This window comes from Uliginosibacterium gangwonense DSM 18521, from assembly GCF_000373965.1.
Lineage (GTDB): Bacteria > Pseudomonadota > Gammaproteobacteria > Burkholderiales > Rhodocyclaceae > Uliginosibacterium > Uliginosibacterium gangwonense.
Map to the genome: position 1 here is coordinate 229,706 of NZ_KB892846.1, position 20,714 is coordinate 250,419.

The 20,714-nt window shown below is 57.4% G+C and carries 20 protein-coding genes; 5 read left to right on the forward strand and 15 right to left on the reverse strand.

Annotated features, from left to right (window positions below; all coding sequences use genetic code 11):
• Nucleotides 1-62 precede the first annotated feature (62 nt).
• A complete protein-coding gene (locus tag B145_RS0112555; protein ID WP_018607784.1) occupies nt 63-560 on the forward strand; it encodes a hypothetical protein in 498 nt (165 codons plus the stop codon).
• Nucleotides 561-642: 82 nt separating this feature from the next.
• Nucleotides 643-1,440 carry an IclR family transcriptional regulator gene (locus B145_RS0112560; protein WP_018607785.1) on the forward strand — a complete coding sequence of 266 codons (798 nt, stop codon included), beginning with the start codon at nt 643-645 and terminating at the stop codon, nt 1,438-1,440.
• Nucleotides 1,441-1,595: 155 nt separating this feature from the next.
• Here the strand turns inward: B145_RS0112560 and pbpG are convergent, their stop codons facing one another.
• Nucleotides 1,596-2,762, reverse strand: a complete 1,167-nt coding sequence (pbpG, locus tag B145_RS0112565; protein ID WP_018607787.1) for a D-alanyl-D-alanine endopeptidase — start codon at nt 2,760-2,762, stop codon at nt 1,596-1,598.
• Nucleotides 2,763-3,157: 395 nt separating this feature from the next.
• Nucleotides 3,158-5,434, reverse strand: a complete 2,277-nt coding sequence (locus tag B145_RS0112575) for an NADP-dependent malic enzyme (protein ID WP_018607789.1) — start codon at nt 5,432-5,434, stop codon at nt 3,158-3,160.
• A gap of 172 nt (nt 5,435-5,606) precedes the next feature.
• Between B145_RS0112575 and B145_RS0112580 the strand changes: the two genes are divergently transcribed.
• On the forward strand, nt 5,607-6,776 hold the full coding sequence (locus B145_RS0112580; protein WP_018607790.1) for a pyridoxal phosphate-dependent aminotransferase: 1,170 nt from the start codon (nt 5,607-5,609) through the stop codon (nt 6,774-6,776).
• A gap of 4 nt (nt 6,777-6,780) precedes the next feature.
• On the opposite strand, the gene B145_RS25510 is transcribed toward B145_RS0112580, so the two are convergent.
• From B145_RS25510 to B145_RS29645, 6 genes are all read right to left on the reverse strand, one after another.
• The gene (locus B145_RS25510; RefSeq protein ID WP_018607791.1) at nt 6,781-7,554 is read right to left on the reverse strand and encodes a lytic transglycosylase domain-containing protein; all 774 of its coding nucleotides are present in this window, start codon (nt 7,552-7,554) and stop codon (nt 6,781-6,783) included.
• A 426-nt stretch (nt 7,555-7,980) separates the two neighbouring features.
• Nucleotides 7,981-8,835: a hypothetical protein gene (locus tag B145_RS0112590; RefSeq protein ID WP_018607792.1), complete on the reverse strand. Its 855-nt coding sequence runs from the start codon at nt 8,833-8,835 to the stop codon at nt 7,981-7,983.
• A 960-nt stretch (nt 8,836-9,795) separates the two neighbouring features.
• On the reverse strand, nt 9,796-10,356 hold the full coding sequence (gene ampD / locus B145_RS0112595; RefSeq protein ID WP_018607793.1) for a 1,6-anhydro-N-acetylmuramyl-L-alanine amidase AmpD: 561 nt from the start codon (nt 10,354-10,356) through the stop codon (nt 9,796-9,798).
• Complete coding sequence (locus tag B145_RS0112600) at nt 10,353-11,774, reverse strand: sigma-54-dependent transcriptional regulator (RefSeq protein WP_018607794.1); 1,422 nt, start codon at nt 11,772-11,774, stop codon at nt 10,353-10,355. The genes ampD and B145_RS0112600 overlap by 4 nt, the downstream gene beginning before the upstream one ends.
• Nucleotides 11,771-13,327, reverse strand: coding sequence for a sensor histidine kinase (locus B145_RS0112605; protein ID WP_018607795.1), 1,557 nt, complete (start codon nt 13,325-13,327; stop codon nt 11,771-11,773). Before B145_RS0112605 ends, B145_RS0112600 begins: the two co-directional genes overlap by 4 nt.
• Nucleotides 13,324-13,620, reverse strand: a complete 297-nt coding sequence (locus B145_RS29645; protein WP_425425586.1) for a PP0621 family protein — start codon at nt 13,618-13,620, stop codon at nt 13,324-13,326. Before B145_RS29645 ends, B145_RS0112605 begins: the two co-directional genes overlap by 4 nt.
• A 131-nt stretch (nt 13,621-13,751) precedes the next feature.
• Between B145_RS29645 and mtnA the strand changes: the two genes are divergently transcribed.
• Nucleotides 13,752-14,792 (forward strand): S-methyl-5-thioribose-1-phosphate isomerase, encoded by a 1,041-nt coding sequence (mtnA, locus tag B145_RS0112615; RefSeq protein WP_018607797.1) that lies wholly within the window; start codon nt 13,752-13,754, stop codon nt 14,790-14,792.
• A gap of 74 nt (nt 14,793-14,866) precedes the next feature.
• Here mtnA and B145_RS0112620 read toward each other — a convergent pair whose 3' ends face one another.
• Both B145_RS0112620 and B145_RS0112625 read right to left on the reverse strand, forming a co-directional pair.
• Nucleotides 14,867-15,379: an LEA/WHy family protein gene (locus tag B145_RS0112620; RefSeq protein WP_018607798.1), complete on the reverse strand. Its 513-nt coding sequence runs from the start codon at nt 15,377-15,379 to the stop codon at nt 14,867-14,869.
• Nucleotides 15,372-16,253: a 2-hydroxy-3-oxopropionate reductase gene (locus B145_RS0112625; RefSeq protein ID WP_018607799.1), complete on the reverse strand. Its 882-nt coding sequence runs from the start codon at nt 16,251-16,253 to the stop codon at nt 15,372-15,374. The genes B145_RS0112620 and B145_RS0112625 overlap by 8 nt, the downstream gene beginning before the upstream one ends.
• Before the next feature lie 165 nt (nt 16,254-16,418).
• Between B145_RS0112625 and ybiB the strand changes: the two genes are divergently transcribed.
• A complete protein-coding gene (gene ybiB / locus B145_RS0112630) occupies nt 16,419-17,333 on the forward strand; it encodes a DNA-binding protein YbiB (RefSeq protein WP_018607800.1) in 915 nt (304 codons plus the stop codon).
• Between the two features lie 51 nt (nt 17,334-17,384).
• Here ybiB and ppa read toward each other — a convergent pair whose 3' ends face one another.
• From ppa to B145_RS0112655, 5 genes are all read right to left on the reverse strand, one after another.
• Entirely contained in the window at nt 17,385-17,930 is a 546-nt protein-coding gene (gene ppa / locus B145_RS0112635; protein WP_018607801.1) for an inorganic diphosphatase, read from the reverse strand.
• 157 nt (nt 17,931-18,087) lie between these two features.
• Nucleotides 18,088-18,297 carry a heavy-metal-associated domain-containing protein gene (locus B145_RS0112640; RefSeq protein WP_018607802.1) on the reverse strand — a complete coding sequence of 70 codons (210 nt, stop codon included), beginning with the start codon at nt 18,295-18,297 and terminating at the stop codon, nt 18,088-18,090.
• 13 nt (nt 18,298-18,310) lie between these two features.
• Nucleotides 18,311-18,736, reverse strand: a complete 426-nt coding sequence (locus B145_RS0112645; RefSeq protein ID WP_018607803.1) for a universal stress protein — start codon at nt 18,734-18,736, stop codon at nt 18,311-18,313.
• 38 nt (nt 18,737-18,774) lie between these two features.
• Nucleotides 18,775-19,497, reverse strand: a complete 723-nt coding sequence (locus B145_RS0112650; RefSeq protein WP_018607804.1) for a sulfite exporter TauE/SafE family protein — start codon at nt 19,495-19,497, stop codon at nt 18,775-18,777.
• Nucleotides 19,498-19,519: 22 nt separating this feature from the next.
• A complete protein-coding gene (locus B145_RS0112655) occupies nt 19,520-20,626 on the reverse strand; it encodes an aromatic ring-hydroxylating oxygenase subunit alpha (RefSeq protein ID WP_018607805.1) in 1,107 nt (368 codons plus the stop codon).
• Nucleotides 20,627-20,714: the final 88 nt, after the last annotated feature.

Sequence of the window (20,714 nt, forward strand, 5' to 3'; positions counted from 1 at the left end):
CACAGCCGCAAGGCGCCATTCAGTTAGAATTTGCCCTCTTCGCTTTTTAGCTTGTTGTTCCCATGCCCAAACTCAATTTGCGCAACACCTTCATCCTGATCTGCATTCTCTGTTCAGCATGGCTGGTCTATGTGCTTGCGGCCTTGTACTTTACCAACACCCCCGCCTCGCCGCTCGTGATCTTGCAATGTTATGGCCTGGCTGTTGCAGTGGGGGCTACATTGCTGGGGGCCTGGCATGACACGCGTAGCGCCATGCGCCGCATCTACGCGGGTCTGGCCCTGCTGGCGCTGTGCATGGGGTTGGGGGCCACCATGGAAAACCAGGGCTATCCGGTCACGGGGGCTGCATCACCCAATCACGCACTGGCACAGACTGTCATTGGCACCTTGCCAATGGCCTCCCGCCTGCAAACCCAGCTTGGCGCCAGCCTGCCTGCGCAGACAAGCGTCGCCGCCCCAGCCAGCGAACGTTGGCGCCTGTGGGGCGATGCGCTGCTGGTGCTTCTGGCGCTTTGGCAAACCTGCCGCAAGACACCTGAAAGACGTCGTTTTGGTTAAAGACAACTGAAATCATCGCTTCTTGAGAATATCAGGGGAATTTCATATAGCGAAAACCAATCCCATCAAGTAAGATTGGGATATGCAAGATCATCCACTCGCCACTGATTCGCCAGACTGCAAGGAAAGCAAGGGTTCCTCCATCCAGGTCATCGACCGGATGATGAACCTCATTGATGCTTTGGCCTCGCACAGTGAGCCGATCACGCTCAAACAACTGGCGCAGGATACCCAACTCCACCCCTCGACCGCGCATCGCATCCTGGGTGCGCTGATTGCCCAGGGCTTTGTGGAGCGCACGGATAGCAGTTGCTACCGCTTGGGAATACGCCTGCTGGAATTGGGTAATCTGGTCAAGAGCCGCATCTCGGTGCGTGAAGTTGCCATGCCTGCTATGCTGCGACTGCACGCCTTCACCGGCGAAAGCGTCAACCTGGGGATGCGTTCGGGCGACGAAATCGTGTATGTGGAGCGCACCTCCAGTGGGCGTTCGGCCGTGCGCGTGGTGCACATCGTTGGCGCCCGCGCCCCCTTGCACACCACCGCCACGGGCAAACTCTTCCTGGCTGAAGACAATGCCAATGAGGTGCGCGCCTACGTAGAGCGCACCGGGCTCCCTTCCGCCACCACCTCATCCATCACCTCGCTGGCCGCCTTGGAACAGGAGCTGGCCAAGGTGCGCAGCGCGCATCTGGCGTATGACATGGAAGAAGTGGAAAACGGTGTGCGCTGCATTGCCGCCGCAATCCGGGATGACCAGGGCAAACTCGTTGCGGGGCTCTCGTTGTCCACCCCCGTCGAGCGCTTCAATTCCGACTGGGCCTCCATCGTCAAAGCCACCGCAGCGGAAATCTCGCGCTCGCTGGGCTACGTTGCTTAAACTAGCCAAGCCAAGCGGAACAGGCGATATGCCAAAGCGTTAATGGCAGACGAGGAAAGGCGGGCAGGAACCATCTCACCCAGCCATAAATAAAAAAACCGCCCAGCCTTGTCGCTGAGCGGTTTTTTTACATCAATAGCCCCTTGCGAAGCACATCACAAGGATGGGCGATGGGCTCCCGATGTATCCGCCACCTTGGCGCTGCCCCCACGGGGAAGGGCCTCCTCCAGCCAGCGGCGTATACGATTGGCATCAGCCAGACGCGTGAAGCGCCCCCAGGAATCAAGCAACACTATCGCCAGCGGCTTGTTGGCCATCCAGGCCTGCATCACCAGACATTTGCCGGATTCATTGATGAAGCCGGTCTTGGAGACTTCAATCTGCCATTCCGGGCTCTTCACCAAGGCATTGGTATTGTGGAAGGTATGCGGTCTGCCACTGGCCAGATCCACGGTGTACTCAGCCGTGGTGGTGAATTCGCGGATCAGTGGGTAATGCGAGGCATTGGACACCAGAATTGCCAAATCACGTGCGGAAGACACGTTGCTCTGGTTCAGGCCGGAGGGGTCGTAGTAGCGTGTATCGCTCATGCCCAACAATTGCGCCTTGGCATTCATAGCCTCCATAAACGCTTTGCGTCCGCCAGGGTAGTAGCGCGACAAAGCCAGCGCAGCGCGGTTTTCAGACGACATCAGGGCCAGACGCATGAATTCCTCACGAGTCAGGCGGGTTCCCACCACCAAACGCGAGCTGGTGCCCTTGAGCTTATCGACATCGTCTTCAGAGACTTCCAGCATCTCATTCAGGGGAAGACGTGCATCCAGCACCACCATCGCCGTCATCAGCTTGGTAATGGAAGCGATGGGCACCACCGAATTGGAATTCTTTTCCAGGAGCACCTGACCGGTACGCACATCCTGCACATAGAATGCGGAAGAGCGCAGAAGCGGGTTGCCTGAGCTATCGAAATCAGAAGTATCCGCCTCGCGGGGCTCTACCCGCTCACGGCGCATGGACACCTTGACAGGTTCTGCCATTCGGGCCTGCTTGCGCGACCCCCTGGCCGCAGCCTGCCGTGATCTTTTGCCTTTGGAGGTAGTCTCAAGCCATTTGCCAGACTTACCCCTGGCCTCTTTACCACCAGCCCGGGTCTTGGTTTCCTTGCCCTTGGCTGCAGCATGGCGGGAATTTTCTGCCTTGGCGTGTTTGGACGCCACCGCTTTCTGCGGTTCGGCATGATGCCGGGCCAGAGCAGGGTAAGAAAACAGGAGCGCTCCCAACACCACTCCGGAGATACTAAGTACGCGACGCAATATGCGCATTGGACCACCGTTTTTGCACAACTTCATGTCTTCAGATTGTAGCAATGATTCACCTCAAGTGAAGAATTACTTTAAAAAGAGGGACATGAACATCAAAGTTCAAGAAAGTTCACAAGTTTTTACGCTCTTTAAGGGGAGGATGTGATGCAGCACAAAGCATCCGGCTCCCCTTGCCGCCCCTTGGAATACATTGAGCCCTGTGTCACCCACGATGCTCGTGAAAACAAGGGCAGAGCGCAGCATCAAGACTGTAGCCAAAAGACCTGGGGAGGCGCGCACAAGTTCCGCACAGACGCGGAGAAAAAAACGCCACCCGCCGCCAGCAAAAACTGACCAAGGGGTGGCGCATAGGAACTGCCTGATCGGGCACATCCGATACCGACAGTTAAAGCAGATCAGCTACGAGCCTGCCCGGCATCTACCACGGTAAGCGCCGTCATATTGACGATACGCCTGACTGTAGCCGTGGGAGTCAGGATGTGTACCGGTTTGGACGCCCCCAGCAGAATCGGGCCGATGGTCATCCCCTCCCCTGCCCCGGTCTTGAGCAGATTGAAGGCGATGTTCGCAGCATCCAGTGTGGGGAACATGAGCAGGTTGGCATCCTCACGCATGCGGGCGTTAGGAAATACCTGCAGGCGCACGGCATGATCCAACGCCGCATCGCCGTGCATCTCGCCTTCTACCTGGATATCCGGGCGGCGTTCATGCAACAGGCACAGCGCCTGACGCATCTTCAACGCAGTCGGGGAATCTTCCGTGCCAAAGCTGGAGTGCGAAAGCAGGGCCACGTGCGGCACAATACCGAAACGGCTCAACTCTTCCGCCGCCAGACAGGTTGCCTCGAAAATCTGCTCGGCCGTAGGATCGTAATTGACGTAGGTGTCGCACAGTGCAACGGTGCGCCCCGGCAGCATCAATATATTCATGGCATACATGTGCTTGACGCCGGGGCTGCGGCCCAGCACATTTTCCACAAAGCGCAGGTGATGCTGCACAAGCCCTACCGTACCGCAGATCATGCCATCGGCCCAGCCGAACTTGAGCATCAGCGCGCCAATCAAGGTGGCACGGCGCCGCACATCGCGCTTGGCCACATCGGCGGACACGCCTCGACGCTCCATCAATTCGTGATAGTGGGTCCACAACTCCTTGTAGCGCGGGTCAGAATCCTGGTTGACCAGTTCGAAATCGATCTCGGGGCGCAGGCGCAAACCAAAGCGATCAATATACATCTGGATGACATCCGGGCGACCGATCAACACCGGGCGGGCCATGCCTTCGTCCACCACGGTACGCACCGCGCGCAGCACCCGTTCGGATTCCCCTTCGGCAAAAATAATGCGTTTGGGATTGCGTTTGGCGGCGGCAAACACCGGTTTCATGATCAGCCCGGATTGCCAGACGAAGTTGTTCAATTGCTGGCGGTAGGCTTCCCAATCCGCAATCTCACGGGTGGCCACACCGGATTCAATCGCAGCCTTGGCCACAGCGGGGGCAATCTTTTCGATCAGACGCGGATCGAATGGTTTGGGAATGATGTATTCGGGGCCAAAGCTGATGGGCTGCTCGCCATAAGCAGCTGCCACCACATCGGATTGCTCGGCACGCGCCAACTCGGCAATTGCCCGCAAGGCTGCTAACTGCATTTCATCATTGATGGTTGTGGCCCCCACATCCAGGGCCCCCCGGAAGATGAAGGGGAAACACAACACATTGTTGACCTGGTTGGGATGGTCTGAGCGCCCGGTTGCCATGATTGCATCAGGGCGCAGTTCCCTGACGATTTCCGGCATGATCTCCGGGGTCGGGTTCGCCAATGCCAGGATCATGGGGTGGGGTGCCATACTGGCGAGCATCTCGGGCTTGAGCACGCCTGCGGCAGACAAACCAAGGAACACATCCGCGCCGTCCAGCACTTCAGCCAGGGTGCGCGCATCAGTCTTCTTGGCAAAGCGGGCCTTGAGCGGGTCCATCTCTTCGATGCGGCCCTCATACACCACACCCTTGATGTCGGTGACCCAGATGTTCTCAACCGGCACACCAAGCATGACAAGCAGATCAAGGCAGGCCAGCGCCGCCGCCCCGGCCCCAGAAGTCACCAGCTTGACCTTGTCCAGCGCCTTGCCTTGCAGATGTAGACCATTGAGAATTGCCGCGCCCACAACGATGGCCGTGCCATGCTGGTCGTCGTGGAAAACTGGGATCTTCATCCGCTCACGCAACTTGCGCTCAATATAAAAGCACTCGGGCGCCTTGATATCTTCCAGATTGATGCCACCAAAAGTGGGTTCGAGCGAGGCGATGATGTCGATCAGGCGATCCGGATCACGCTCGTTGATCTCTATGTCAAAGACATCGATGTTGGCAAACTTCTTGAATAGAACCCCCTTGCCTTCCATCACCGGTTTGGCCGCCAAAGGCCCAATCGCACCCAGCCCCAGCACCGCCGTACCATTGGTCACCACGCCGATCAGGTTGCTGCGCGAGGTATAGCGGCTGGCGGTTGTCGGATCATCCACGATTGCATCACAGGCGGCAGCCACCCCTGGAGAATATGCCATTGACAAATCACGTTGACTGATCAATGCCTTGGTGGGAACCACGGCAATTTTGCCAGGTTGTGGGTAGGCATGATATTCCAGTGCTGCCGCGCGAATGCTCTCATCCATCAGGGTCTCTCCTTATATTGCAGTGTTGTCCTGCGTAATATCTCCATTCTAAGCTGGAAGCAGGTGAACACAGAACAGAAACCCATTCAGGCAGTTGACGCAAAGCGCTGTACGGTTGCCCTGAGTGGATTAAACTCGCCCCTTCCACCTGATGTTCTCAATGGATACATCCATGCAAACCCAGCGCCCTTCCTTGCTCGCAGAACGCCTGAATGGCATTCCTCCTTTTCATGTCATGGAACTATTGGCGCGTGCCCAACAGCTTCAGGCACAAGGTAAAGATGTGATTCACATGGAGGTAGGCGAACCGGACTTCCCTACGTCGGAACCGGTATTGGCTGCAGCGCGGGCGTTTTTGGACAACGGACAGGTACGCTATACCCCTGCCCTGGGTTTGCCGCAATTGCGTGCTGCCATCTCGGATTTTTATCGCACACAGTTCCAGGCCGCCGTACCTGCTGAGCGCATTGTGATCACAGCGGGCGCGTCTGGCGCACTACTGTTGACTGTCGCCGCCTTGACCAATCCCGGTGAAGAATGGTTGTTGACTGACCCCGGTTATCCGTGTAACCGCCAGTTCATCCAGGCATTCGGCGGCAAGGTCAAAGCCTTGGAAGTGGATGCATCCACCGCCTACCAGCCCAGCCCGGCACAAATTGACGCGGCCTGGGGGCCTAACACCAAGGCCGCGCTGGTGGCGAGCCCATCCAACCCGACAGGAACACTCATCAAGCCCGATGTGCTCAATACGCTGGCCGATATCGCCGCACAGCATGGCGGTTGCCTGTTGGTGGATGAAATCTATCAGGGCTTGGTCTACGGGCAAGCCGCCAGCACCGTGCTCGCCATGCGTGATGATGTCTTTGTGGTCAACAGCTTCTCGAAGTATTTCGGGATGACTGGCTGGCGCCTGGGTTGGCTGGTCGTGCCGGAAGAATTCACCCGGCACGTGGAGAAACTGGCCCAGCACCTCTATATTGCGCCGTCCACGCCAGCACAATACGCAGCATTGGCGGCTTTCTCCGCAGAGAATCTGGCGATTCTGGAAGCGCGCAGGCAAGCCTTTGGCGAGCGCCGCAACACACTGCTCACAGGGCTACGTGCTCTGGGTTTCGGGATCGACAGCGAGCCGGAGGGTGCGTTCTATATATACGCCAACGTCGCCCACCTGGGGGGCGACAGCATGGCGCTGGCACACCGCCTGCTGGAGCAGGCGCATGTGGCCACCACACCGGGGATAGACTTTGGCAGCCACCGGGCTGAGCAGCATCTGCGCATTGCCTATACCACCGAGGTGGCCCGGATTGAGGAGGCCTTGGCACGGATCAAGACCGCGCTCTAGCCTCTCAACTGGCTGGATCGGTGCTGGCCCGTGTAGAGGAGGCTACACGGCTCCCCTTGGCCGCTGCAGCGATCTGTTTGAGGCGCTCAAACTCGTTGAGCACGCGGCTGGAGTAGCCCATATTGGGGTCGTTGGATGCCCCAGCGTAAGACTGCAGCGCCATCTCCAGATTGCCGCCGGTGATCCGCAGGTAATCCTTGAGGATCTGCGCGCCGACTCGAATGTTTTCATTCGGGTCAAACAAGGCCGCATTGCCCTTGTCAGCCGTAATCTTGTCGTGGTGGTACTTGGGGATGATCTGCATCAGCCCCTGTGCGCCAAACACGCTCTCGGCAAACGGATTGAAGCCCGACTCAACCGTCACCACCGCCAACACCAGCAAAGGGTCCAGACCATTGGCACGGGCCTCCTTGTCGGCAGTCTTGAACAGCGCCTCCATCATCACCGGCGACACCTTGTGGCGCTTGGCGATGGCCGCAGCCACGCGTCGCTGCTCAGGCGTAAGCGCAGTGTCAGCCGTTGATTCCTCAGTGGCCACTTCGGCGGAGTCCTCCACCGCCACATCGGCAGCCTCTGCACTGGTTTGGGGCAGATCCATCCCCACGTACTCAGCAAACAGCTTGCGTGGGTTCAAACCCTCCGAGCCGTGCTGGGTCACCAGAAAACCAACTGAACCAATCACCATCACCCCGATCATCACAAAACCGCCGTGAACAAAATGCAGGGCAAAAGTGAGCAAGTGTCGCGCAAATTTCGACAAATAAGCGAATTTACTCATGCAAATAACTCCTGTCCGAAAAGGCCCAAGCCAAACGCAGACACGAGAACACATCACGTGCTCGCCGTTTGAATTGGAATCGTCAGGCCCCAGTTCTACTGAAAGGTGAGGGGCACACCGGAAGTCTCCCGGCAAAGGTGCCGGGCTACTGCTGAAAAGCAGTCACGCCTGCCAAGCGCTACTGCCCAAAAGGTCTATTTATTAAGGCATATGGGTGCGATTGATTGCCCGGATTATTCACTTTTCAACCCGTTCAGATCAGATCACTTGTTTTGACGCAGCGCAGTCTATTGATTTAACACAGGATTGTCAATCCCACCGCAAACCCGCGCCAATCCTAGGGATGCACAAGACATACATAAAAAGCATATCTCCCAGGCAACAAAAAAGGGCGCCGAAGCGCCCTTGTTTTTACCCCGCTGAAAATCAGGGACGATCACCTTCCGGGAACGGCCACTTTTCGGCGGAAACCGGCTCGGCTGCTGCGGTGTCAACCTGGGGTACAACGGCCTCGGCCACCTGCGGTGCGGCCGCTGCAGCGCTTGCTGCCTTAGGCTTTCTGCCCGGTTTCTTTTTGGCCACTACAGCTGCCTTGGCGGGAGCCGCTTTCTTGGCGCTTGTTGCCCTTTTGGTCACAGGCTTAGCTTCGACAGCCGCGGCCTTCTTCGCAGGCGCTGCTTTCTTGGCTACGGCCTTTTTGGCTGGTGCCTTGGTCGCGGCGACTTTCTTGGTAGCAACGGCCTTTTTGGCGGGCGTTGCCTTGGCTGCGGCCTTCTTCACGGCAGGCTTGGCGGCGGCCTTGGCAGAAGCCTTTTTGGCAACAGGCGCCTTCTTGGCTGCGGCAGCTTTCTTCGGTGCTGCGGCCTTTTTGGCGGGCGCGGCTGCCTTGGCTGCAGCCTTCTTCACGGCAGGCTTAGCTGCAGCCTTGGCGGGGGCCTTCTTGGCGGCAGTAACCTTGGCGGTTGCTGCCTTGGTTGCCTTCTTGGCCACCGGCTTGGCGGCAGCTACTTTCTTGGTTGCGGCTTTGACTGCGGGCTTAGCGGCGACGGCCTTCTTCGCCGTGGTCTTGGCGGCAGCCTTCTTCACTGCAGGCTTGGCGGCTGCAGCTGTTTTTTTGGCTGCGGGTTTTACTGCCACGGCCTTTGCTGCGGTCTTCTTCACTGCAGTCTTCTTCACTGCGGGTTTGGCCGCAGCGGCTTTGGCTGCGGGTTTGCTTGCTGCCTTGGTTGCCGTTTTCTTAGCGGCTACCTTGGCCTTTTCTGTCGACTTTGCTGTTGCCATATCACACCTCCAGGTTATCGCCTCTTCGATTCATCGGCGTAGTAAAACGCGCCGTTGCTCTGGTAAGCATACTGGCGCAAAGCCGCGCGAGTAGCGCGGAAAAAACTTTTGGGAACACAATGGCGCGAGGGTACGCAATACAGCACGTCTCCATGACTGATGCTTCACACCATATGCATGACTCCTGACACTAATTGCCACGGAGCAAACAATCCTTGCAGATACGATGGGGGAGGAAATGCCAGAAATACGGTGAGAAACCCCGCCAGCAACCCGGCCGACGACTCGATCAACGCCATGATTGCGATGAGAGCAGATTAATTCATTCACCGTGGTCTTCTGTACATTCCGCTTGCTGGCTATGTGTGCCAAACATCTATCCCCGAACCATATGTACGCAACCCGTACAACGTATCTCAAATACTCCGCTACCTGGAGGTGCGGCGAGTTCTGATTTTTGTCTACTCGAACGCGGAACGCTTTTCTGAACAAGAAGCTCATCGCAAACACCGGGTTCGAATCATCACAAAAATCAGAGCATGTCATTATCCTGTAAACCAAAAACCAACCCGAATCAAGTTATTTCTTTCTTTTGCGCAAAAAAGACCGCACTTTGTTACCTACGGCACGCTGCACCACCCACCATGCTTCCGCCATGCAGGATATCGGGCCGCAGATTTCGCCCTCTTCCATTGCATCGGGATGAGGTAGAAAAACCAGGTTTCACCACCAGACTTTCCTCCCGTTGCATGACTTCATGCCCCCACATCAACCCCCCGTGAATCTGCACACATGGCGGAGGCGATCACAGCTTCCTGTATGTAGTAGGCACAAGCGGTTTTTACACTAACCGTGGGGGGAGTGCAACAGCAAAACACATACGCTCGTCAGTATTGATGTAAAAGATAGTTGTACGGCATGGAAAGAAACGGTTTTTACCCGTTCAGACACCCTGCGCGGCTAAATGGATAGAGCTTGCAGCAAGCGTTGGAATAGCGACCAGTCAAAACATGGGCCGGGGTCTGTTTTACGCCCCGGCGCAACATCGCTATGCCCTACCACTTCACGGATCGGGTAGTGTGTTTGCAGGCAGTGCACAAGGCTCGCAAGGCTTTGATATTGGAGCGGCTCAAAGGGCAGCGTATCGCAGCCTTCCAGTTCGATGCCGATGGAAAAATCATTGCAGCGCTCCCGCCCCCACCAAGAGGAAACCCCTGCATGCCATGCACGATCCTGTACGCTGACAAACTGGATCAGTTCCCCATCACGACGAATGAAAAAATGCGCGGAAACGCGCAGTTCATGAATCCCTGCGTAGTAGGGATGTTCATTGGCATCTAGGGTATTGGTGAACAACTGCTCAACCCCTGGGCCACCGAATTGATCTGGCGGCAGGCTGATTGCATGCACCACCACCAGGCTGGGGATTTCGTCGTTTGTGCGCTTGTCATGGTTGGGAGAAACCACCCGGCGGGCCTGCTCCACCCACCCCGCTACACACTGCCAGCCAGCGTTGCTCACACCTCGTCCCCACTATCGCTCTTGTCGTTCTTTTCCCCCTTCATGCCCAGGCGTTCCATGCGATAGCGCAGCGAGCGGAAGGTCACCCCCAGGACACGCGCCGCTGCAGTACGATTACCGGATGTCTTGCCCAAGGCTTCGACAATAGCCTGCCGCTCAACGTTATCCAAATAATCCTGCAAGGCAGTGCTGCCCACTGCTGCACCGATATCAATCGGCGCGCTCCCCAAGCCCTCGCTTTCACCTGGATCAAGATGCAGATCCTCAATGTCAATCTCATCACCCAATACAAGCGCCAGGGCACGCTCAAGAATGTTCTCCAATTCACGCACGTTGCCAGGGAAAGAATACGCCAGCAAGGCTTCATGCGCGCGCTTGGTCAGATGAGGTGGACGCATCCCCGCCTCTGCCGACAGGCGTTCGAGAATACTGTTGGCCAGCACCGGAATGTCGTCCCGGCGATCCCGCAAAGCAGGCATTTTCAACTCGATCACGTTGAGCCGGTAGAACAGATCCTGCCGGAATCTGCCTTGTTCGACGCGCTCTTTCAAATTCTGGTGGGTAGCAGAAACGATGCGCACATCCACCGCGATTTCCTGCGTATCGCCAATCCGGCGTACCCGCTTTTCCTGGATGGCACGGAGCAATTTCACCTGCATGGTCAGCGGAAGATCTGCTACTTCATCCAGAAAGAGCGTACCGCCATTGGCGGCCTGGAAAAAGCCATCCCGATCTGATTCGGCCCCGGTAAATGCCCCTTTGCGATAGCCGAAGAATTCACTTTCCATCAGGTTTTCCGGAATCGCTCCACAGTTGACGCCCACAAACGGTTTCTCGGCGCGCGGCCCAAGGCTATGGATCAGGCGCGCAGCACGCTCCTTACCGCTGCCTGATTCACCTGAAATATAGACAGGTGCCTGACTGCGCGAGAGGCGTTCGATCAACGAGCGTACCTGCGCCATCGCGGCAGATTCCCCTGTCAAGTTGGCAGCGGCCTTCTCCGGCTTGACCTGGGGCTTATGCACTTCCAGCGCAGACTTCACCAAGGCACGCAGTTGCTCCAGCGATACAGGCTTGGACAGATAATCAAACGCCCCCGCTTTCAAGGCAGCCACTGCATTATCCATGCTGCCATGGGCGGTAATCACTGCAACCGGCGTATCAATACAATGCTCGGTAATATATTCGACGACCTCCAATCCCTCACCGTCTCCCAGACGCATATCCGTCAGACACATGCGATAGTGGCCAGCCGCCAACTTGGCACGCGCCTCGGCAACAGAGGCTGCCGCATCCGTTGCCAAGCCCATGCGCAGCAACGATAGCTCGATGAGTTCCCGAATGTCATCCTCATCATCCACGACCAGCACATCCGCAACCTTTGTCTTGTTGCGACGGTCCACTGTTTCAGCGGTCATTCCACTCTCCTTGCCACCAAATGAAATTCCGCTCCGACTTCGCTGTCAGCCAGACTCAGGCTTGCGCCATTGGCTTCGGCCAGCTCACGTGCGGTATATAAACCCAACCCTGTCCCCTTGGGGTCAGAGGTAAAGAATGGTTCAAACAGCTTTGTCCGATCCTCTTCCTTGATGCCTGCGCCATCATCAGCGATCAGCAACAGCACCCGTCGTTCATCCAGGCTACGCACCAGCAGACGAATCGAGCCGGGTTTGCCGGAACAATAACGACGCGCATTACCAACCAAGTTGGTCAAAATCTGATACAGATGCACCCGGTCAAACGAGATCCGCATGGATTGCTCGGCCTGAGCCCCACTGATCTCAAACAATTCCGCAGGGATACCGGAATGCACGGCGAACTCATCGACAGCGTTACGCACAAACTCAAGCAAATCCAAGGCTTCTGGTGTGCCCCGATCACGTCGCCCCAACTCCATCACGTCGCGGATGATGCGTTCGATGCGTGCCGTATTGTCATGGATGATCCGCAACAGGCGAACCTGTACCTCATGACGTTTTTCATCCTGGAGCAATTCACCTGCGTGTGAGACAGCAGACAAGGGATTGCGAATCTCATGCGCGATATTCGCGGTCAGACGCCCCAGCGCGGCCAGCTTGATCTGTTGGGCCTGAGCCTGGAGCCGGTCAGAATCTTCCAGATAGATGATCCGATCCCCCTCTGCGGCATCGGCTCCGATCTCCACATAGCGCAGGCGCAAATTCTTGCCCGTGTTTTCAACATAACATGTCTGCATCCCCTGACTCATGGCAGCAAACAGCAATTCGGACTGAGTCTGCAAAGCGACCCCGGCCTGCAAAGAGGCACCAAGCCATTCCTCGACCTTGGGGTTGGCATGCCGCACCGTACCATCACTGGCCAGCACCAACACCCCGTCCTGCATATCTTCAATGATGCGGGCATTGACCTGCCATTGCCGTTCCAGGTCACGCCCACGCGAAGCCGCCAAAGCCTCATTGACCAAGGCCCGTTGCGACAGGAACCGCGCCACCAAGGCCACAAAAAAGAAGCCCACGCAGATCTGCCCTGCGCGGGTGAAATCCACCGTATCCTGCTGATCGGTCACCAAGCGCCAGAACTGCTCGAACAATACCGAGAAGGTAGCGAATGATGCCGCGCCCAACACCATCCGGCCACGCCCCACCAAACCGGCCCCTGCCACAAAGGTCATGATCAGGAAAGGCACACCGCTGCGGTTGCCACCACTGGCGTACATCAAGATAGTCAAGGCCAGAATGTCAGTGCTGACTTCCAGCCCCAACATGCGCTCGGCAAATTGATCACCACGTACCTGCAACAACGCAAACAACATGGCGAGCAACCAATACGCTACCACGGCCCATTCAAATATCTGTGGCGCGGCTTGCCCAAACCGGATGGAACTACCAAAGATGGCGAAAACGGATGCCACCACCAAACGGTAGAGATTGAAATAGCGGATCGAAACGGCACGCGCTTCGCTCGCCCCGGTCACCAAACGGGTACTATTCATTTGACCTCTCGCGGTCCCAGGCTCTCATGTTCTGCACTGCAATAAAATAGTCCATTGGCTTGTCTGCCTTCACTCATTGGCACCAGCACACCACAATGGGCACACTCACCCATGGTTTCAGCTTCACGTGCAATGGGCTGTTGGGTGTTCGTACGCGTAGATGAATGGCCCCCTTGCACCACCCGCCGCACGTAATAAATCACCAACAACAAGAAAATGAACATCAGTAACTTGATCATGAGTACCAACCCTTTAATATTCGGATGCCAATCACTTCTGCCAGACGCATCCATACACGCACAAAACGGTACGAAGTTTAGCCCGCGCAGACGCGCAGAGCCAGCCCGACTAGCAAATGGACACAGTATGAAGCACACATGGTGCGATAATTGGCCCCACTTGCATCCAGATTGGAATATCGAACATGCTTTTTGAAACTATCCGGCGGGACGCCCACTGCGTCACCATTCTCGATCAGACCATCCTGCCTCTGGCATGGCAAAACGCCCAGATCACCACCTTGGAGCAGATGGCCCAAGCCATCCGCAGCATGCAGGTGCGCGGCGCACCGCTCATTGGAGCCTCAGCTGCCTATGGCCTCGCCCTGGGGCTTCTGGAAGACACCAGCGATACGGCTCTGACGCAGTATCTGGCCACACTCGAATCCACCCGACCAACAGCCGTCAACCTGCATTGGGCGTTAGCACGGATGGATGCCTTTTTGCGCCCGCTTCCAGTTTCAGCACGCTCGGAAGCCGCCTGGCAAGAAGCCGACCGCATCCGTGAAGCAGACATCGCCGCGAATCATGCCATTGGCAAATACGGCCTTTCGTTGATCAAAGCACTCACGGCCAAACATGGCGGCCCCATCCAGGCCATGACGCATTGCAACGCAGGTGCCTTGGCAACCTGCGGCTGGGGTACTGCGCTGGCCCCGATCTATCTCGCCCATGAAGCGGGCATTCCCATCCACGTCTGGGTCAGCGAAACCCGGCCGCGCAACCAGGGCTTGCTGACTGCCGCAGAACTTACCGCCAACGAGGTTCCACACACCCTGATGGCCGACAATGCCGCTGGGTTTCTCTTGCAGGAAGGCCGTGTCGACATGGTGATTGTCGGGGCGGACCGCATCGCCGCCAATGGCGACACCGCCAACAAGGTTGGCACCTATCTCAAGGCCTTGGCGGCCCACGCAGCAGGTGTGCCTTTTTATGTTGCCGCCCCCTGGTCAACCATTGATCTGGCAACACCGAATGGCCGCGCCATTCCGATTGAGGAACGCAACGGCAACGAACTGCGTCATGCCACAGGCAAACTCGCCGATGGCAGTACCGCACAAGTCGCCTGCATTGATGCTGCCGAAACAGTATTCAACCCGGCATTCGATGTCACCCCCGCCGAGTTGATCACCGGAATCATTACCGAGCGTGGCGTATTTGCCCCTCACCAACTCACAAGCCACTAGACGGCATGCACGTAAAAAAGCTCCGATACACAAGGTATCGGAGCTTTTGTAAGCCTTTCTATCTGCTGCGGATACTACTGGGGGCTGGATGCAGCGCTCTCGCCTTTTGAAGTGTGCTTACGGCCTTCAAACATATCCAGATCCAACACGCCGGGATGATCAAAAGGCACGGAACCATAATCGTGCACAACCACATCGCCTTGCAGGCGATAGTGCAACTTGCCATCCTCCGCCTTCAGATTGGGCAGGTTCCGGATCAGGTTGGCCAACTGCATATTGGCCTGGATATCCACCACAGTCTCACCCTGGCGTGGAATCACCACCGGTGCACTGGTCTGCCCACTGGCGAAACTTTTGTCGCCAGAGACGAAACGGAAATGCAGACTATCGACAGGAATGTCACGATCATTCGGGTTATAGACCCTGAGTTTGAGCTTGAGGCGCTGCTCAAAAAGCGTCCCCCCTGCAGGTTGGACGTCAATCAGCGAGACCTCCGGTTTCTGCCAGTGCATCACACACGCCGTCAACAAAAGTGTGGTACTAGCCCAGCACAGCAGAAAGCATTTTGCAAAAAAGCGTTTAGTCATGATGTACCTCCGACATGCGTTCGAGTAGTGCCAACACCGAAATCGTATCCAATTCACCCTCCCCACTCCCAACCAGGGCATTGAACATCTGCGCCGTGACTGCAGAAGTCGGGGTGCTGATCCCCATCCGGTGAGCTTCATCCAGCACGATTTTCATATCCTTGCGATGCATCCAGGCTTTGAAACCAGGTTTGAAATTGCGATCCAACATGCGCTGACCGTGATTTTCCAGCACCTTGCTATAGGCCGACCCACCCAGCATGGCTTGGCGAACCTTGGCCGGGTCAACACCGCTGGCGCGGGCGAAATTCAAAGCCTCCGCCACCATCATCACCCCCACGCCGGTCAGAATCTGATTACAGGCTTTGGCCACCTGCCCTGCACCTGATACGCCGATATGCGTCACGCTCTTGCCAAGCTTTTGCAGCACCGGCAATGCTTGGTTAAACGCCGCCTCGTCACCGCCCACCATGATCGTCAGCGCCGCATTGATGGCCCCTGTTTCACCGCCGGAAACCGGGGCGTCCAGAAAATGGATGCCCTTTTCAGCGAGGCGCACGCCAATTGCCCTGGCAGCACCCGGTGCAATCGTACTCATGTCCACGTGGATCAAGCCCGGTTTGGCTCCTTCAGCCACACCTTGCGGCCCGAGCGCGACCTGTTCCACATCCGGCGCATCCGCCACCATGCTGATGACAATATCGCTCTGGGTGGCAACTTCCGCAGCACTCCCTGCCGCCTTTGCTCCAACCGCCAAAACAGGCTCTATAGAGGCGGCACGGCGCGACCACACATGCAACTCGTAACCGGCTTTGAGCAGATGCAAAGCCATCGGTCGCCCCATGATGCCCAAACCGATAAAGCCTATCTTCATCCTGAACCCACCTTTCATTCCAACGTCATTTTCACCCAGCCTGCGTTGCAAGCGGAAGATACTCTTGTATCATAACGAGCTGCTCTGCCGATTTTTTTGGCTTGGATGCATGCCCGTCCAGTCCATTTGGCAGAGACCACAACAAACAGGATAATGTTCCCCACTATGGAATTTGCCCCAATCATCAAAGAAATCGGGCGTGGAGCCAAAGGCGCACGCTCAATGGATGCAACACAGGCCGAGGCGCTGTTTGCCGCGCTTCTCGATGGCCTGGTGCCAGATATGGAAGTCGGCGCCATCCTGCTGGCGCTGCGCATCAAGGGGGAGACCCCTGAAGAACTCGCGGGCTTCAAGGCCGCACTGGATGCACGCACCCGCCAAGTCGATGTGCCCGAGGGGCCGTGTTGCGTGATCCTGCCTGCCTACAACGGCGCCCGCAAGCACCCCAACCTGATGCCCTTGGTCGCCCTGCTCCTGGCACGGCAAAACATCCCGGTGCTGATTCAGGGACGGCACGATTTTGACGCCCGTGTAAGCCCCTTCAAACTACTTGAAGCCCTGGGCGTCCCCACCCAATCGAGCTTACAAGAAGCCAGCGGGGCACTCGCCACCCACCGCATCGCCAGCCTACGCCTAGACCTGATCGCCCGTGGGCTGGACTGGCTTCTCTCGCTGCGCCTGCGCCTAGGGGTGCGTAATTGCGGCCATACGCTGGCCAAGCTGCTTGACCCTTGTAAGGGGCGTAGTGTGCGGGTCGTGCCGGTCACCCATCCGGCCTTCATGGATGCAATGGAAACATTGCTAGCGCAAGAACGCGCCACGGCGCTACTGATGCGTGGCACCGAAGGGGAAGCCTATGCCGCACCGCGCCGCAGACCGCGTCTGCTTGGCCTCAGCCACGGCATCGCAGAGGTCTTGTTTGAGCAGGCGGAATTCGCAGGTGAAGAAACCCGCGAGGAAGGCTGTGAGCTGGAAGCCAATGCAGCACTCATCCACAACATGCTGACAGGGCAAACACCTGTACCGCAGCCGATTCTTGATCAGGTGAGCGCGCTGGCCGATCTGGCCCGGCGGGCGTAGCGGCACAGCGCACCAGCCACCTCTGCAGCAGAGGTGGCCGGCGACTATCACTCAATCCGTAGAACTCCCCGACTGGGAGCGATAAGCCGCCACCCCGGCGTAGATTTCCTGGCGGGCGGCGTCCGGCCCATCCCAGCCATGTACCTTAACCCACTTGCCGGCTTCCAGATCCTTGTAGTGCTGGAAGAAGTGCTCGATCTGGCGCAGCAGGAGGTAAGGCAGATCCTGATAGGTGCGGATATTGTCATACAGTGAAGTGATCTTGGATACCGGTACCGCCAGCACCTTGCAATCCTCCCCGGCCTCGTCGGTCATGCGCAGCATGCCCACCGGGCGACAACGGATCACCACCCCCGGAATCAACGAAAACGGCGCCATCACCAACACGTCCACCGGGTCTCCGTCACCCGAAATGGAATGTGGCACATAGCCGTAGTTGCAGGGGTAAGACATTGAGGTTCCCATGAAGCGGTCGACGAACACAGCGCCGCTCTCTTTATCGACCTCGTATTTGATTGGATCGGCATGCGAGGGAATCTCGATGACGACATTCACGTCGTTAGGAACATCCCCCGGTGGCACGCTGTTAAAGCCCATGAAGCCCTCTCTCCTTGAGTACGGCCCCTGCGTTGCCGGGGCATCCCGCGCCTCTCTTGGAGGCGACCGGAATCCCCGCTATAAGCAGGGGCATGTTTGGGTGGCCGCGATTATAAGCCCTGGGGGCTTACACCCGCCTTTCTCTTATGGTGTAAATTCAGTCGTCTGTCTCAAATCCCGCAACGCGGATAGCCTCAGCGATCACTTGCCGGGGACTGCTAGCTGGGTCATACTGCAAGCTGGCATTGGCTGCTGCCAAGGAAACCTGCACCCCCTGCACACCGGGCAAGGCGCTCAGAACCCGCGTCACAGACTTGACGCAACCCTCACAGCTCATACCCCGAACGGGGATTGTCAGTTGTTCCATTCTATTCCTTCCTTTATTTGATCAAGGTTACTGGCACCTGCGCCAATGCAATCACGCGTGAAGCCACCGAGCCCAGCAGGGCCTGGGTAACCGTCCCACGCCCATGCGTTCCCATCCAGACAGTATTGCAGCCAAGCTCACGGGCAACATGGGCAATGGTCTCCCCTGGAGAACCCACCCGCACATGGGCCGTCGCCTCAATGCCACTGGCCACCAATCGTGCCGCAACCGGCTTGACAATGGCCTGCCCTTCCTCATGGTAATAGTTATCCACGATCTCACGGGAAACATGCTTGAGCGCGAACCCGATGGGAATGGGGATATGAACATAGAGCACATGCACACTCGGCGCCACGCGCAGATGAGGTGCGAAAGCGATGACAGCGTCGACAGCGCGGTTGGCGGGGTCTGAGCCATCGCTGGCCAGCAGAATGTTCATAAATACACTTCGTCCTTAATCTGTTGAGTCTTGCGGAGCTATACCTTGCAGATTACGCCTGCCCACAATTTTCCGCCCAACTCAGGCGCCCGCACCAAACCATAAATGGCAAATGCCATCACAAACAAGCCAGCCCCGGTACGGAAAGCCCGCCCACGCACCACTTTGCCATAGCGGGCGAGCAAAACCCCGGCCAGCAGCAGATTTGGCAGGGTACCTGCCCCAAAGGCCAGCATCAACGCGCCACCATTCAAGGCCGAGCCACTCATCACCGCTGTGCTGAGCACGCCGTAGGTCAGCCCGCAGGGCAGCAAGCCCCACAGCAAACCCAAGGGGAAAGCCGAAGCCATGCTGCGCCCACGCACAAACGGTTTGCTCAAAGGCTGCACCACCCGCCACAAGCGCTGGCCCATGCGCTCCAAGGGCAGGAATACCTGGGTCAGCCCCATCAGATACAGGCCCATGCCAAGCATCATACAATTGGCTATTACATATAGCGTCATTTGCACAGGGAGGAAATCGTTGAATACCAGACTGGCCGAGCCGACGGCCCCGGCCAGCGTCCCCAACAGGGTATAAGTGCAGATCCGCCCCAGGTTATAGGCAAGCTGCCGCCACCAGATAGAGCCGCCACCCTGCCCCGGCAGGGACAATGCGCTGACGATGCCACCACACATGCCGATGCAGTGTGCGCCTCCCAACAGGCCCAACACGAATACGGCGAGATACCCGACATCAGGTAAGGCAAAGGGCAGATGCACGGTCTGGCGCTCCTTGTCCGGTTCAGTCTTGCAGGTGGGGGGCCATCATGCGCCGGTAGAATTCATGGAAGTGCTGCATGCCATCTTCCATCGGAGATTGGTAAGGCCCGTATTCGTTCTGGCCGGATTTGAACAAGGCATGGCGACCGCGATCCATACGCTCGCCGATCTCGTCGTCCTCAATGGCCGTTTCCATATAGGCGGCCTGCTCAGCCTCAACAAATTCCGGCTCAAAGGCGGCGATCTCTTCAGGGTAATAGAATTCGACCACGTTGAGCGTCTTCTGCACGCCCTGCGGCACCAGATGGCTCACCACCAGCACGTGCGGATACCATTCAACCATGATGTTGGGGAAATAGGTCAGCCAGATCGCCCCATGCGGAGGCATCTCACCGTCGTAATACTCCAGCACGGCCTTGTGCCAGCGTGCATAGGCCGGACTACCAGTCTTGGCCAGATTGGTGATGCCCACGCGCTGAACGGAATACCAGTCGCCAAACTGCCAAGTCAGGTCGTCGCAGGTCACGAAGTTACCCAACCCTGGGTGGAAGGGTACGACGTGGTAGTCCTCCAGATAGACTTCGATGAAAGTCTTCCAATTGTAATTGCACTCGTGCATTTCCACGCGGCCCAGCACGTAGCCGGAAAAGTCCAACTCTGGGGCCAGCCGCATCCCGGCTAGGTCGGCATTGGCCGAGCGTGGTCCCTTGAAGAGCAGGCCATTCCAGCTCTCCAGCTTTTGCCGCCCAAGGTTCAGGCAGGGGTTCTGTGGAAAATGGGGAGCACCGATCAGGCTGCCATCGTTATGATACGTCCAGCGGTGCACAGGGCAGACCACATTGTCAGCCTTGCCTCGACCTTGCAGCATGATGGCTTGCCGATGGCGGCAGATGTTGGACAGCAGATGCACCCCATCTTCGCCGCGCACCAGCATACGGGCGTGGTCCTGCCACGCCAGGGTGTGGAAATCCGCCCGCTCGGGCACCATCAGTTCATGGCCTACGTAACCGGGACCTGCGTCAAAGAGAACCCGGCGTTCCAGTTCCAGAAGCTTTTCGTCGAAATAGGCCGACACCGGCAGTTGCGAAACAGCAGGAACAAGCGTGCCCGGTGATGCGTGATCGGTCATTACCCTCAAACCTCCAATGGTCAAACGGGGGCAAAAGTATCGAAGCCCCAACTAATGGCTCAACGTTAAATTATAATGGAGCGCTTCC